The organism is Herbaspirillum robiniae (assembly GCF_002213415.1).
In the GTDB taxonomy this organism is placed as follows: Bacteria; Pseudomonadota; Gammaproteobacteria; order Burkholderiales; family Burkholderiaceae_D; genus Herbaspirillum; species Herbaspirillum robiniae.
Genome location: NZ_NJGU01000005.1, coordinates 148,085 through 162,620 on the forward strand (window position 1 = coordinate 148,085; position 14,536 = coordinate 162,620).

The 14,536-nt window shown below is 63.3% G+C and carries 12 protein-coding genes; 2 read left to right on the top strand and 10 right to left on the bottom strand.

All coding sequences use genetic code 11. The features are described 5' to 3' along the window. Positions 1-131 precede the first annotated feature (131 nt). Genes CEJ42_RS10015 through CEJ42_RS10025 form a run of 3 tightly spaced genes read right to left on the bottom strand, consistent with a single transcriptional unit; the run spans position 132 to position 2,594 of the window. Positions 132-473 carry an L-rhamnose mutarotase gene (locus CEJ42_RS10015; RefSeq protein WP_088750901.1) on the bottom strand — a complete coding sequence of 114 codons (342 nt, stop codon included), beginning with the start codon at positions 471-473 and terminating at the stop codon, positions 132-134. Positions 474-482: 9 nt separating this feature from the next. After that, positions 483-1,259 (bottom strand): SDR family oxidoreductase, encoded by a 777-nt coding sequence (locus CEJ42_RS10020; protein WP_079216370.1) that lies wholly within the window; start codon positions 1,257-1,259, stop codon positions 483-485. A gap of 57 nt (positions 1,260-1,316) precedes the next feature. Further along, a complete protein-coding gene (locus CEJ42_RS10025; RefSeq protein WP_088750903.1) occupies positions 1,317-2,594 on the bottom strand; it encodes an L-fuconate dehydratase in 1,278 nt (425 codons plus the stop codon). A 447-nt stretch (positions 2,595-3,041) separates the two neighbouring features. Here CEJ42_RS10025 and CEJ42_RS10030 point away from each other — a divergent pair, with 447 nt between their 5' ends. Then, the gene (locus tag CEJ42_RS10030; RefSeq protein WP_079216373.1) at positions 3,042-3,896 is read left to right on the top strand and encodes an IclR family transcriptional regulator; all 855 of its coding nucleotides are present in this window, start codon (positions 3,042-3,044) and stop codon (positions 3,894-3,896) included. A gap of 22 nt (positions 3,897-3,918) precedes the next feature. Here CEJ42_RS10030 and CEJ42_RS10035 read toward each other — a convergent pair whose 3' ends face one another. Then, positions 3,919-4,800 carry an SMP-30/gluconolactonase/LRE family protein gene (locus tag CEJ42_RS10035; RefSeq protein ID WP_088750905.1) on the bottom strand — a complete coding sequence of 294 codons (882 nt, stop codon included), beginning with the start codon at positions 4,798-4,800 and terminating at the stop codon, positions 3,919-3,921. A 156-nt stretch (positions 4,801-4,956) separates the two neighbouring features. Next, complete coding sequence (locus tag CEJ42_RS10040; protein ID WP_079216377.1) at positions 4,957-6,102, bottom strand: porin; 1,146 nt, start codon at positions 6,100-6,102, stop codon at positions 4,957-4,959. A 319-nt stretch (positions 6,103-6,421) separates the two neighbouring features. Here CEJ42_RS10040 and CEJ42_RS10045 point away from each other — a divergent pair, with 319 nt between their 5' ends. Next, the gene (locus tag CEJ42_RS10045; RefSeq protein WP_079216380.1) at positions 6,422-7,363 is read left to right on the top strand and encodes a LysR family transcriptional regulator; all 942 of its coding nucleotides are present in this window, start codon (positions 6,422-6,424) and stop codon (positions 7,361-7,363) included. A gap of 294 nt (positions 7,364-7,657) precedes the next feature. Here CEJ42_RS10045 and CEJ42_RS10050 read toward each other — a convergent pair whose 3' ends face one another. From CEJ42_RS10050 to chvE, 5 genes are all read right to left on the bottom strand, one after another. Beyond that, entirely contained in the window at positions 7,658-8,443 is a 786-nt protein-coding gene (locus tag CEJ42_RS10050; RefSeq protein ID WP_088750907.1) for an SDR family NAD(P)-dependent oxidoreductase, read from the bottom strand. 81 nt (positions 8,444-8,524) lie between these two features. Beyond that, positions 8,525-10,282 (bottom strand): IlvD/Edd family dehydratase, encoded by a 1,758-nt coding sequence (locus tag CEJ42_RS10055; protein WP_088750909.1) that lies wholly within the window; start codon positions 10,280-10,282, stop codon positions 8,525-8,527. Between the two features lie 64 nt (positions 10,283-10,346). Then, the gene (mmsB, locus tag CEJ42_RS10060; RefSeq protein ID WP_079216386.1) at positions 10,347-11,564 is read right to left on the bottom strand and encodes a multiple monosaccharide ABC transporter permease; all 1,218 of its coding nucleotides are present in this window, start codon (positions 11,562-11,564) and stop codon (positions 10,347-10,349) included. Positions 11,565-11,590: 26 nt separating this feature from the next. Further along, positions 11,591-13,120 carry a multiple monosaccharide ABC transporter ATP-binding protein gene (gene mmsA, locus CEJ42_RS10065; protein WP_079216388.1) on the bottom strand — a complete coding sequence of 510 codons (1,530 nt, stop codon included), beginning with the start codon at positions 13,118-13,120 and terminating at the stop codon, positions 11,591-11,593. 215 nt (positions 13,121-13,335) lie between these two features. Continuing rightward, the gene (gene chvE / locus CEJ42_RS10070) at positions 13,336-14,409 is read right to left on the bottom strand and encodes a multiple monosaccharide ABC transporter substrate-binding protein (RefSeq protein ID WP_079216390.1); all 1,074 of its coding nucleotides are present in this window, start codon (positions 14,407-14,409) and stop codon (positions 13,336-13,338) included. Between the last annotated feature and the right edge of the window lie 127 nt (positions 14,410-14,536).

Below are 14,536 nucleotides of genomic sequence, written 5' to 3' on the forward strand. Positions count from 1 at the left end.
ATGCATATGCGGCTCTTCTGGGTAGCCGTCGTCTTGTCGTTTCCCTGCACTGCGCCTGACTGCGCAGCGCCCGTCGATACCCGACGCAGGACGCGGGTTCCGGCCTGCGCCGGGATGACCCGTCCTGCTGTTCAGGACTGCGACGACAGATCGAAGATCCTCTCCATCGCCATCCACTTCTGCCCTGCCGGCGTCCACGGCGTCGGCGCCTGGAAGCGCCACATCAGTTCTTCCCACTCGCGCACCCTGGGGTCGCTTTCCATGGCGGCGGCCATCGCCGCGGCGTCGTAGACGGCGTCGTCGGTGTCCATCACCATCGTCATGCGCGTGCCCAGGCGGTAGATCTCCATGCCGGTGACGCCGTGCCGCTTCAGGTGCTGCGCGATCTCGGGCCAGATGCGGCGGTGGTGCTGTTCATACTGCGCAATCAGCGCCGGATCGTCCTTCAGGTCGAGCGCGAGAAGATGTCGCATGGTCTCTCCTCAGCTCAGCGCGCGGTCGAGATGGGTATAGCCGCCGTCCACGAAGATCCATTGCCCGGTGGTGTGCGAGGAGCGCCCCGAGAGCAGGAACACCGCCATGTCGGCCATCTCCTCGGCGGTAGTGAAGCGCTTGCCGAGCGGGATCTTGCTGGTGATGGCGTCGAGCTTTTCCTGCGGGTTGTCGAAGGTGGCGATCCATTTCTCGTAGAGCGGCGTCATCACCTCGGCCGGGATCAGCGCGTTCACGCGCACGCCGTCGGCCAGCAGCGCGGCCGCCCATTCGCGCGTCAGCGACAGCTGCGCGCCCTTGGAGGCGCAGTAGCCGCTGGTATTGCCCTGGCCGGTGACGGCGGTCTTGGAGGAAACGTTGACGATGGCGCCGCGCGTGGCCTTCAGGTGCGGCACGCAGTAGTGCGCCATCGTGTAGTAATGGATGAGGTTGCGTTCCAGCGAGGCGACGAAGGCGTCGCGACCGGCGTCCAGGCCGATGCTGTCGTTGACGCCGGCATTGTTGACCAGGCCGTCCAGGCGGCCGAAGCGCTTGACCGTCTCGGCCACGGCGTTGCGGCAGCCGGCGTCGTCCTGCAGCTCCAGCTGGAACAGCGCGGCGCGCGGCTGCAGCTCCAGCAGGCGCTTCCAGAACTGCGGCTCGGGTTCGCTGCGCGCGAACACCACGGGGATGGCGCCCTCTGCGGCCAGCTGCAGCGTGATCGCGCCGCCGATGCCGGAGGCGCCGCCGGTGACGATCACCACTTTGTCTTGCAGGTTCAGATCCACTTCTGTCTCCGTTTTCTTTTATGTCTTGCTTGCCGGGTGGATGCGCTTGCGTCTTGGCTATCCGCGGAAGCGGTACTGCTCCAGCGACTCCGGCTTCATCTCGATCGAGAATCCCGGCAGGCTGGGCGGCATGTAGGCCGCGTTCTTCACCACGCAGGGATCGACGAAGTGTTCATGCAGGTGGTCGACGTATTCGGTCACGCGCCCCTCCTTGCTGCCGGAGATGCAGACGTAGTCGATCATCGACAGGTGCTGCACGTATTCGCACAGGCCGACGCCGCCGGCGTGCGGGCAGACCACCAGCTTGTACTTGGCCGCCATCAGCATGACCGCCAGGATCTCGTTGACGCCGCCCAGGCGGCAGGAGTCGATCTGCACCACGTCGATGGCGCCGCGCATGATGAACTGCTTGAACAGCACGCGGTTCTGGCACATCTCGCCGGTGGCGACCTTGACCGCGCCGATGCCTTCGCGGATCTTGCGGTGGCCCTCGACGTCGTCCGGGCTGGTCGGCTCTTCGATGAACCACGGTTGGGCGAAGGCCAGTTCATTGACCCAGGCGATAGCCTGGTCGACTTCCCAGACCTGGTTGGCGTCGATCATCAGCTTGCGCTCCGGCCCCAGCACTTCGCGGGCGATGGTGACGCGGCGCTTGTCGTCGGCCAGGTCGCGCCCGACCTTGAGCTTGACGTGGTTGAAGCCCTCGTCGACGGCTTCCTGGCACAGGCGGCGCAGCTTGGCGTCGTCATAGCCCAGCCAACCGGCCGAGGTGGTGTAGCAGGGATAGCCCTCCTGCTGCAGGGTGCGAATGCGCTCGGCCTTGCCTGCTTCCTGCGCGCGCAGCAGCGCCAGTGCCTCGTCGGGCGTGATGCAGTCGGTGATGTAGCGGAAGTCGATGGCGCGCACCAGTTCCTCGGGCGTCATGTCGGCCACCAGTTTCCACAGCGGCTTGCCACAGGCCTTGGCCCACAGGTCCCAGGCGGCGTTGACCACGGCGCCGGTGGCCAGGTGAATGGCGCCCTTGTCCGGGCCGATCCAGCGCAGCTGGCTGTCGGAGGTGACGTGGCGCCAGAAGCGGCCCATGTCGGCGGCGATCCATTCCAGCTCCAGCCCCACCACCAGGTGTTCCATCGCGCGGATGGCGGCGCAGCAGATCTCGTTGCCGCGGCCGATGGTGAAGGTCAGGCCGTGGCCCTTGAGCTGGTCGTTGTCGGTATCGAGGATGACGTAGGCGGCGGAATAGTCCGGATCCGGATTCATCGCGTCCGAGCCGTCCAGCGATTGCGAGGTGGGGAAACGCACGTCGAGGACGCGCATGGCAGTGATCTTGGTCATCGGTCAGTCTTCATGGGTTGCTGGCGGCGGCTGGTCTGCGCATGCGGCTTGCGCTCTTCACGCGCGCTGTCGGCCGGCGTCTGCGCCGGCCCGGAACCTGCCGTTGGCAGCCTGTTCCCTGTCTTCCTTATGGTTGTCTCGCTCCCGAAGCTGCAGCTGTCTGGTGGCTGCGGCCCCGATTCAATTCACAAATAAAATTTATTTTTATATGTGAGATCGACAGGATACCTGCGATTTTGCCATGCTTCCCGCTCTGAACCGATGATGTTTCCATCACGACTGATACCGAAATGCAGATATCAAAATGGCAAATAAATAGATGCCAATAAAAATTTCTTTTACAAATAAAATTTTGTGACTTATAAAATCTTCTAGAATCTGCCCGGATAATTACGACCATTTCACCGCCAGCGAATTCCGCGCACGGAACAACGACAACAGGCCGACATGCCAAGAACCAGAAAGATCACCGCGCCGGAATCGGCCGCCCTGCAGACCGCGGCCGAGCCGGACGACGATGCGACCGGCAGCGGCAAGAACCGCTACGCCGCTCCCGCGCTGGACAAGGGGCTGGACATCCTGGAGCTGCTGTCGCGCTCGGAGCAGATGCTCACGCTGAACCAGATCTCCAGGCAGCTGGGGCGCAGCGTCAACGAAATCTTCCGCATGGTGGTGACGCTGGAGCAGCGCGGCTACCTGATCGCCGACAACGACCACTACCGGCTCTCGCTCAAGCTGTTCGAGCTGGCCCACCATCACCAGCCGATACGCTCGCTGGTCAGCACCGCCCTGCCGCACATGCGCGAGCTGGCCGCCCGCGCGGTGCAATCGACGCACCTGACGGTCTATGAAGCCGGCCGCGTGATCGTGGTGGCCCAGGTCGACAGCCCGGAACGCTGGGCCTTCGGCCTCAAGGTCGGGGCGCTGGTCAGCCTGACCGACACCGCCTCCGGCCACGTGCTGCTGGCCTTTCGCGACGAGGCCGAACGCGCCGGCATGCTGGCCGCGCACGTGCGCATGGACGGCGAGCAGGAAATCGAAACGGCGCAGCTGGTGCGCCAGATCGACGACACCAGAAAACGCGGGCACTCGCGCATGGACAGCCGTCAGATCCGCGGCGTGGTCAATCTCTCCTACCCCGTCATGGGCGCCAACAATCGGATGCTGGCGGCCCTGAACGTGCCCTACATCGAACGCATCGACAAGAAGGTCAACCCCAGCCTGGATGAAGTCCAGGGCATCGTGCAGGAAATCTCCGCGCGGCTGTCGCGGCTGATGGGCGACTCCAGCTTCGGCTCCTGAGGCCGCCCGGACGCGGTGTGCGTCAGCCGCCGAAGCGCGCTTCGGGCAGGCCGCGCACGCCGTTCAGCGGCACCGCGAACAGGGCGCCGGCCAGCGCGTCCGCCTCGCGTTTTTGCGGCGACATGCCTTCATGCGCGGTGGTCACATACAGGGTCGACAAGTCGGCGCCGCCGAAGGCGACGCAGCTGGGTTGCTCGGACGGGATGTCGACGATGCGCTCGATGCTGCCATCCGGCGCGAAGCGCACCACGCGCGCGCCGCCCCACTGCGCGTTCCACACATGGCCGTCGGCATCCACCGTGGAGCCGTCGGGGCTGCCCGGCTGGCCGGACAGGTCGGCGAACACGCGCTGGCCTGACACCGCGCCGGTGGACGCGTCATAGTCGCAGCACATGATGCGGCCGGTCAGCGTGTCGCAGTGGTACATCAGGCTGCCGTCGGGGCTGAAGCAGATGCTGTTGGAGATCGCGATGCCGGGCAGCGGCAGGCGCTCCAGCGTGAGGTCGGTATTGAGCCGGTAGAAACTGCCGACAGGCGCGCGCGCCGGATCTTCATTGAGCGTGCCGAACACGAAGCGTCCCTGGCGGTCGCAGCGGCCATCGTTGAGGCGCGTGCTCGACAAGTCCTGCTCGACGTCGCAGATGGGCGTGATGGCGCCGGTGGAAAGATTGAAGAACGCCAGGCGCGACTCCAGCCCGATCAACAAGCGCTCGACGTCGGCGGTGAATGCGTAGCAGCACAGGCGCTCCGGCATGCCCCAGCTGCGCGTGGCGCCGGTCTGCGGGTTGTGGTTCCACAAGCGCGAGGCATGGATATCCGTCCAGTACACCGTCTGCGTGCGTTCGCACCACAGTACGCCTTCGCCCAGTTCATGACGTCCGTCCACAGCCAGTTGCGCATTCATCAATAAAATTCCCGTATTTTTTAATTCACAGTTACGTTGCAGCAAGCCCCGGGATCATCGCACGGCGCCCGCAAAACACGAATGAAAAAGAAAAAAGGGCGAGCTTGCGCCCGCCCTCAACTACATCAAGACCACCTCAGGAAGGATTTCACATCATTAGAACGAGTGGGCGACACCCCAGTAAGCGCCAGTCTGGTTGAAGCCGGAAGCGCCGGCGGTGTTGCCGCCGTTTTCCAGCTGGTGCGACGCGCCGGTGCCGTTACGCACGGTACCCACGTCGAAGTACAGAACGGTACGCTTGGACAGGAAGTAGTTCACGCCGGCCATGTACATGTTGGCCGTGCCGCCGCCGCCGGTCTTGCTGCCGGTATTGGCAACGCTGCCGTTGTTGGCATTGACGTGGAAGACCGCGCCGATCAGCTGGAACTGCGGAGTCACGTCATAGTTGGCGCCGACCCAGTAGTGGTTCGCGCGATCCGGATCACCGGCTGCAGCGTCAGGCGCGCGCAGGTTTTCGTAACCGGCGAACAGCTTGAGCTTGTCGAACTTGTAGGTACCGCCGATGATCAGCTCTTTGGAGTGACCCCAGATGTCGCTGTAGTTGCCGTTGGCGTCGCGCACCACGTCATAGATCAGGCGCAGTTCCAGGCCATTCTTCTGGTAGGCCAGCGAGATGCCGTCCTTGCGGCCGTCGCTGGAGCCGGCATTGGCCACGCCGCCGCTGAACGAACCCGGCTTTTCGCCCAGGCTGGTCTGCAGACCGACAGTGAAGCCGCCCATGTCGGGGCTGGCGTATTCGATCACGTTGCTGGCGCCCGGCCAGTTGCGGCCGTTGACCAGGCTGGCGGTGCCGATGGCCTGCTGGCCGGTCGGATCCAGATACCAGATGTCGTTGTTGATGAACAGGTTCTTACCGAACTTGATGGAGCCGGCGGTGGCGGAACCCAGGCCGACGTAGGAACGACGATTGAACAGCGCGCTGCCGCTGCTGGTGTCGGAACCGTTGAAACCGCCCTTGGTCGAGTTGAAACCGGACTCCAGCAGGAAGAAGGCATTGTTGCCGCCGCCCAGGTCTTCCGTACCCTTGAAGCCGATCATGCTGGTGCCCCACTGGTTATTGGCGGCGCTCCACTTGGTGCCTTGGCCATTAGTGCCGGCATTGGTCAGGACATCGACGCCGGCCACGACGCGACCGTAGATGGTGACGCTGCTTTGCGCCTGCGCTTGTGCAGAAAATGCTCCCAGCAGCGCGAGCGCGCACAGGGTCTTTGCTCCAGTAAAGGATGGCTTCACTTGCTTCATGAATAGTCTCCGTGGATATTGCCGTTTAAATTTTTTTCGTCGGTGGGCTTGGCCGTGCAGCTTGCACTTCTGACCATTCTGGACCTGACGCGGTCCTGACGATCTCCCAACTTTTTGTTCTGATGCTGCCCGACCGTCTCTTCTCTCATTCCCGGTTGCGTTCGTTTGAATTTATGCGAGCCCGGAATGTGGCTAGATACTAAGTATTCAGCACATGTCTTTCCAATGAATTCTTTCGCAAATCCGATATGCGATTTGATATCATCATTCGCAGCAAAAAATTCCAACTAAAAAATTTACAAAGGTCCCACGGAGACATATGAAAAACAGTGACCCCAACTGGTTTCTCCGAGCGCGATTGAAGACCCGCCAACTTCTTCTGCTCATCGCCCTCGACGACACGCGCAACATCCACCGCGCCTCCAGCGAACTCAACATGACCCAGCCGGCCGCCTCCAAGCAGCTCAAGGACCTGGAGGACATGCTGGGCGTTTCCCTGTTCGAGCGCCTGCCGCGCGGCATGCGGCCCACCATCTACGGCGAGGCCATGATCCGCCACGCGCGCATGGCGCTGACCAGCCTGTCCAAGGCGCATGAAGATATCGTGACGCTGAAGTCGGGCCTGTCGGGCCAGGTGGATGTGGGCGTGATCCTGTCGCCGGGCATGGCGCTGCTGCCGCCGGCGATCGCGCGGGTCAAGGAGAATGCGCCGATGCTGCGCATCGGCGTGGAAGTGGAAAGCAGCAACATCCTGCTCTCGCGCCTGCTGCACGGCGAGCTCGACTTCATCATCGGCCGCATCCTGGACGAAGAAGCGCGGCACGGCCTGCAATACCAGGAGCTGGCCGACGAGCCGGTGTGCGCGGTGGCGCGCGTCGGACATCCGCTGCACGCGCACACCGGACTGAAGCTGTCCGACCTGGCCAACGAGCCGTGGATCATGGCGCCCAAGGGCAGCATCCTGCGCGCGCGCTGCGACCAGATGTTCCGCGAGGAAGGACTGACGCCGCCGTCCAACGTGGTCGACACCACCGCCATCCTCTTCATCACCAGCCTGCTGCAACAGACCGACTTCCTGTATGCGATGCCGACCGAAGTGGCGCGCTACTACACGCAGGCGCGCCTGATCGACATCCTGCCGATCGACCTGCCCTGCCGCATGGCCGGCTTCGGCATCATCACGCGCGAAGACAACCTGCTCTCGCCCGGCGCCACCATGCTGCTGCAGGCGATCCGCGAAGTGGCGAAGATGATCTACTGAGTCGTTTCGCCGCGCATTCCGTTGTGCCGGATCCACAATGGCGAATCATTATGCTGCCGCGCTGTCGCCTTGCGACGCAGAGTTTTATTAAGAAATGTAAGGAAGAGTAATGTTGACTTCGGCCAGATGAAAACGCCGCCGCGCCGGTGCCCTGCATGTCATCGAAAAATACATTTCCTGCGCCCGAAAAATGCAAAAGAGTCGCCAAACGGCGACTCTTTTTTCTTGGGCGGCGCTGCGGGATATCGCTTTCGATATCCGCGTCAGCCCCTTAATCCTTCCAGGCCGGGCGGATCACACCCAGCCGGCGTCGACGATGAATTCCTGCGCGGTGCACATCGCGCTGTCGTCGGCCGCCAGGAACAGCACCATGCGCGCCAGGTGCCACGGCAGCAGTTCGCCCTGCAGGCACTGGTTGCGCGCGATCGCCTGCTTGCCTTCTTCATCCAGCCACAGCTTGATCTGGCGCTCGGTCATGACCCAGCCCGGGGTGACCGTGTTGACGCGGATCTTGTGCGCGCCGAGGTCGCGCGCCAGGCCGCGGGTCAGGCCCAGGGTCGATGCCTTGGCCGTGGTGTAGACCGGGAAACCGCCGCTGGACTGGTGCCAGCTGATGGAACTGAAGTTGATGATGGAGCCGCCGCCGCGCCGCTTCATACCTTCCAGCACCGACTGCACGGCGAAGAAGGAGGGACGCTGGTTGATGGCGATGCGGTCGTTCCAGTATTCCAGCGTCACGTCTTCCAGCTGGTGGCGCTCGTCGTTGGCAGCGTTGTTGACCAGCACGTCGAAATCGCCGACTTCGGCTTGCAGCTCGGCGATGATTTTCTGGAAGCCGGGGATGTCGCGCAGGTCGCAATGGCGAAACGCCGGCTTCGGGTAACCGGCTTCGGCCAGCTCACGGCACAGCGTCTCGCTCGGCTCCCTGGCGATGTCGACGAAGGCCACGTGCGCGCCCTGCTGGGCGAAGGCCTCGACGATGGCCGCGCCGATGCCGGTGCCGCCGCCGGTGATGAAGATGCGCTTGCCCTTCAGGCTGGGGAAGTTCGCCAGTTGTTCGTTCTTCTGGATGCTGCTCATTGATTCTCCTTGGGCGCCCGTCTCGCTTCGAGGCGGGCGCGTGTCGTTTCTTGTTGATGTCGTTCGTGGCCGACGCGGGCCTCAGTGCGAATGCTTGGGCACGGCCGCGCCGCGGCAGCCGACCAGGAAGTCGAAGTCGCATCCCTGGTCCGCCTGCAGCACGCGGTCCACGTACAGCGACTGGTAGCCGCCGGCCATGGCCGGCTGCTGCGCGGCCAGCTTGCTTGCGCGCTCCGCCAGGCGGCGCTGCATTTCCTCGTCGCTGATGTCCAGCTGCAGGCGACCGGCATAGGCGTCGAGCTCGATGAAGTCGCCGTCCTGCACGATGCCCAGCGGACCGCCGGCGGCGGCTTCCGGCGCCACGTGCAGGATCACGGTGCCGTAGGCGGTGCCGCTCATGCGCGCGTCCGAGATGCGCACCATGTCCTTCACGCCGGTGGCCAGCACCTTGGGCGGCAGGCCCATGTTGCCGACCTCGGCCATGCCGGGATAGCCCTTGGGACCGCAGTTCTTCATCACCAGCACGCAGCTGGCGTCCACGTCCAGCTCCGGATCGTTGATGCGTTCCTTGTAATGCGCGAAGTCCTCGAACACCACGGCGCGGCCGCGATGCTTCATCAGCTCGGGCGACGCCGCCGAGGGCTTGAGCACCGCGCCGCGCGGCGCCAGGTTGCCGCGCAGGATGCACATGCCACCATCGTCGATCAGCGGGTTCTTCAGCGGGCGCACCACCTCGTCGTTGTAGATCGGCGCGTCCTTGACGTTCTCCCACATGGTCTTGCCGTTGGCGGTCAGCGCATCCGGGTGCGGCAGCAGGTCGGCCTCGCCCAGGCGGCGCATCACCGCGGGCAGGCCGCCGGCGTAGTAGAACTCTTCCATCAGGTAGCGGCCCGAAGGCTGCAGGTCGACGATGGTCGGCGTGCCGCGGCCGACGCGGGTCCAGTCTTCCAGCTCCAGGTCGACGCCGATGCGGCCGGCGATCGCCTTGAGGTGGATCACCGCGTTGGTGGAGCCGCCGATGGCGGCGTTGGTGCGGATCGCGTTCTCGAAGGCCTTGCGGGTCAGGATCTTGGACAGCTTCAGGTCTTCCCAGACCATGTCGACGATGCGCATGCCGGACAAGTGCGCGAGAACATAGCGGCGCGCATCGACGGCGGGAATGGCGGCATTGTGCGGCAGCGACACGCCCAGCGACTCGGCCATGCAGGCCATGGTCGAGGCCGTGCCCATGGTGTTGCAGGTGCCGGCCGAACGCGACATGCCGGCTTCGGCCGCCATGAAGTCATGGATGCTGATCTCGCCCGCCTTCACCTGCTCGGACAGCTGCCACACCACGGTGCCCGAGCCGATGTCGCGGCCCTGGTGCTTGCCGTTCAGCATCGGGCCGCCGGTCACCACGATGGCCGGCACGTCGACGCTGGCCGCGCCCATCAGCAGGGCCGGCGTGGTCTTGTCGCAGCCGGTCAGCAGCACCACGCCGTCGATCGGGTTGCCGCGGATCGATTCCTCGACGTCCATGCTGGCCAGGTTGCGGGTGAGCATGGCGGTCGGGCGCAGGTTGGACTCGCCGTTGGAGAACACCGGGAACTCCACCGGGAAGCCGCCCGCCTCGATGATGCCGCGACGCACGTGCTCGGCGATCTTACGGAAGTGGGCGTTGCAGGGCGTCAGTTCGGACCAGGTATTGCAGATGCCGATCACCGGCTTGCCCTGGAACTCGTGGTCGGGAATGCCCTGGTTCTTCATCCAGCTGCGGTACATGAAACCGTTCTTGTCGGCGGTGCCGAACCATCCGGCCGAGCGCAACTGGCGGCTCTTGTCTTTCTTGTCACTGCTCATGCTTGAATTCCTGTGGTCTTGAATGTGAAAAGGCGGGCATCGCTGCCCGCCTCCGCCCTGCCTGTTACTTGTTCTTGTTATACACGTCGAAGCACACGGCCATCAGCAGCACGAAGCCCTTGATCATCTGCTGGTAGTCGATGCCGATGCCCATGATGGACATGCCGTTGTTCATCACGCCCATCACGAAGGCGCCGATGACCGCACCCATCACCTTGCCCACGCCGCCGGAGGCCGAAGCGCCGCCGATGAAGCAGGCCGCGATCACGTCCAGCTCGAAGCCTAAGCCGGCCTTGGGAGTGGCGGTGTTCAGGCGGGCCGCGAAGATCAGGCCGGCCAGCGCCGCCAGCACGCCCATGTTGACGAAGGTGAAGAAGGAGACGCGCTCGGTCTTGATGCCCGACAGCTTGGCCGCCTTCTCGTTGCCGCCCACGGCGTAGACGCGGCGGCCCAGCGTGGTGCGGTTGGTGATGAAGGTGTAGAGCACCATCAGCGCGAACATGATGATCAGCACATTGGGCATGCCGCGGTAGGTCGCCATCAGGTAGCTGAAGGCGATGATCACGGCGGCGAACAGCGCGTTCTTGATCAGGAAGAACAGCTGCGGTTCATCTTCCATGCCGTGCTTGGTCTGCTTGCGGCGACCGTGGATCTTCACCAGGACCAGCACCGCTGCCGCAAACACGCCGACGATCAGCGAGGTGGTGCGGAACTGGGTGTTGTCGGTCAGTTCGGGGATGAAACCCGAGGACAGCATCTGGAAGGCCGGCGGGAACGGTCCCAGGGACTGGCCCTGCAGCAGCGCCAGCGCCATGCCCTTGAACACCAGCATGCCGGCCAGCGTGACGATGAAGGACGGGATCTTGAAGTAGGCGATCCAGTAACCCTGCGCCGCACCGATGACGGCGCCGGCGATGATGCAGACGATCGAGGCCGACACGAAGTCCCAGCCGTAGTCCACCATCAGCACCGCCGCCAGCGCGCCGATCAGGCCCACTACCGAACCGACCGAGAGGTCGATGTGACCGGCCACGATCACCATCAGCATGCCCAGCGCCATGATGACGATGTAGCTGTTCTGCAGCACCAGGTTGGTCAGGTTCAGCGGACGCATCAGCGTGCCGTCGGTCATGACCTGGAAGAAGGCCATGATGGCCACCAGCGACAACAGCATGCCGTACTCGCGCATGTTGTTCTTCAGGAAGCTGCCGTAGTCCTTCTTCTCTGCCGGTCCGCCGCCGGCAGCCAGCGACTCTTTCTTGCTCATGTTCATGGTCTCCATGTTTTACTCCTCGATTCTCTTATTTCTCAGATCCGCTTGTTGCGCATGATGGCGCGCATGATGCTTTCCTGGCTGGCCTCTTCGCGCGGGAATTGCCCCACGAACTGGCCCTCGTTCATCACGTAGATGCGATCGCACATGCCCAGCAGCTCGGGCATCTCCGACGAGATCATGATGATGCACTTGCCCTCGGCGGCCAGCTTGCTGATGATGTTGTAGATCTCGAACTTGGCGCCGACGTCGATGCCGCGCGTGGGTTCGTCCAGGATCAGCACTTCCGGCTGCGAGAACAGCCACTTGGAAAGCACCACCTTCTGCTGGTTGCCGCCCGACAGGTTCACCACCTTCTGCAGCACGCTGGAGCAGCGGATGCGCATCTGGCTCTTGAAATCGGCGGCGACCTTGTATTCGCGCGCCTCGTCGATCACGGTGCGTTCGGAGACGCCGCCGAGATTGGCCAGCGAGATGTTCTTCTTGATGTCTTCTTCCAGCACCAGGCCGTCGCCCTTGCGGTCTTCGGTGACGTAGGCGATGCCGTGGGAGATCGCCTTCTGGATGGTCGAGAGGTCGACCTCCTTGCCGTGCAAGAAGGCCTGGCCGCTGATCTTCTTGCCGTAGGCGCGGCCGAAGATGCTCTTGGCCAGCTCGGTGCGGCCGGCGCCCATCAGGCCCGCGATGCCGACGATCTCGCCGGCGCGCACGCTCATGTTGACGTCCTTGATCGCCAGGCGCTCGGTGTTCAGCGGATGGTGCACGCGCCAGTCGCGCACTTCGAAGATGACTTCGCCGATCTTTGGGTCGCGCTGCGGATAGCGGTCGGCCATTTCGCGGCCGACCATGTGCTGGATGATGCGGTCTTCGCTGATCGGCTCGGCGCGGCAGTCGAAGGTGTCGACGGTGGCGCCGTCGCGCAGCACGGTGATCGAATCGGCCACCTTGGAGATTTCGTTGAGCTTGTGCGAGATCAGGATGGAGGAGATGCCGTGGGTCTTCAGCTCCAGCAACAGCTCCAGCAGCGCGTCGCTGTCGCTCTCGTTGAGGCTGGCGGTGGGTTCGTCCAGGATCAGCAGCTTGACTTCCTTGGACAGCGCCTTGGCGATCTCGATGAGCTGCTGCTTGCCCACGCCCAGGTCGCCCACCAGCGTCAGCGGCGACTCCTTCAGGCCGACCTTGGCCAGCAACTCCTTGGCGCGCGCATAGGAATGTTCCCAGTCGATGACGCCGCCGCGGGCCTGCTCGTTGCCCAGGAAGAGGTTTTCCATCACCGACAGCAGCGGCACCAGCGCCAGTTCCTGGTGGATGATGATGATGCCCAGGTGTTCGCTGTCGCGGATGTCCTTGAAGGAGCGCACGTCGCCCTTGTAGACGATGTCGCCGGAATAGGAACCGTGGGGATAGACGCCGGAGAGAACCTTCATCAGCGTCGACTTGCCGGCGCCGTTCTCGCCGACGACGGCGTGGATCTCGCCTTCGCGCACCGCCAGGTTGACGTTGTTCAACGCCTTCACACCCGGGAAACTCTTTTCGATGCTGCGCATTTCCAGAATGTTGCTCATGATGCGGACCTCGTGTCTTGCCGGTCTTCCGTTCGTGGCGGGACCGTGCGTTCTGTCTCTATTGCGCTGCTCCCGGATTGCCTTGGCGCGGCGCAACTTCCTGAATGCAATAGTCCCGCACAGGGCGGGACTATGCTGTTCTTATGATTGCTGGTCTTGCGGAAAATTCAGCGGGCGGCGCATATTCAGTTTCCCGTGGCACCGCCCGTTGCTGCTTACTTCACTTGTGCTTCGGTGTAGTAGCCGCTGTCGATCAGGACCGGCTTCCAGTTGGTCTTGTCGACCACGACCGGCTTCAACAGGAAGGAAGGCACGACCTTCACGCCGTTGTTGTAGGTCTTGGTGTCGTTGATCTGCGGCTGCTTGCCGCCCAGCACGGCGTCAACCATGCCGACGGTGACCTTCGCCAGTTCGCGGGTGTCCTTGAAGATGGTCGAATACTGCTCGCCGCGGATGATGGACTTGACCGACTGGACTTCAGCATCCTGGCCCGACACGTACGGGAACGGTTGCTGTGCAGTACCGTAACCGACACCGCGCAGCGACGACAGGATACCGATCGACAGACCGTCGTACGGCGACAGCACCGCGTTCACCTTGGCGTTGGTGTAGTAGGCCGACAGCAGGTTGTCCATGCGGGCCTGGGCGGTAGCCGGATCCCAGCGCAGGGTCGCGACCTTGTCCATGCCCATCTGCTTGGAGCGCACCACCAGCTTGCCGCTGTCGATGTAAGGCTTCAGGACCGACAGGGCGCCGTTGTAGAAGAAGAAGGCGTTGTTGTCGTCAGCCGAACCACCGAACAGTTCGATGTTGAACGGACCCTTGCCGTCCTTCAGGCCCAGCGCCTTTTCCAGCGACTGCGCCTGCAGCACGCCGACCTGGAAGTTGTCGAAGGTGGCGTAGTAGTCGACGTTCTTGGAACCGCGGATCAGGCGGTCATAGGCGATGACCTTGACGCCCTTGTCGGCGGCCTTCTGCAGCACGTCGGTCAGGGTGGTGCCGTCGATGGCGGCGATCACCAGCACCTTGGCGCCCTTGGTCAGCATGTTCTCGATCTGGGACAGCTGGTTGGGGATGTCGTCTTCCGCGTATTGCAGGTCGGTGTTATAGCCCTTTTCCTTCAGGACCTTGACCATGTTGTTGCCGTCGGCGATCCAGCGGGCCGAGGACTTGGTGGGCATGGCCACGCCGACCAGCGCCTTGGATTGCGCGCTCACCTGCGCGCTGATGGACATCAGGGTTACGCCCAAGCCGAGCGCCAGCCCGGACAATACCGATTTGATCTTCATGCCGTATGTCTCCTGTTTATATTGAATGGCGTGTTGTTGTTGTCGAAACAGCGCGCCGCATCGTTCTATCGCATCACATGCAGAGGTACTGTTTTGCGGCCTCTACATTAATGACTTTACCAATACA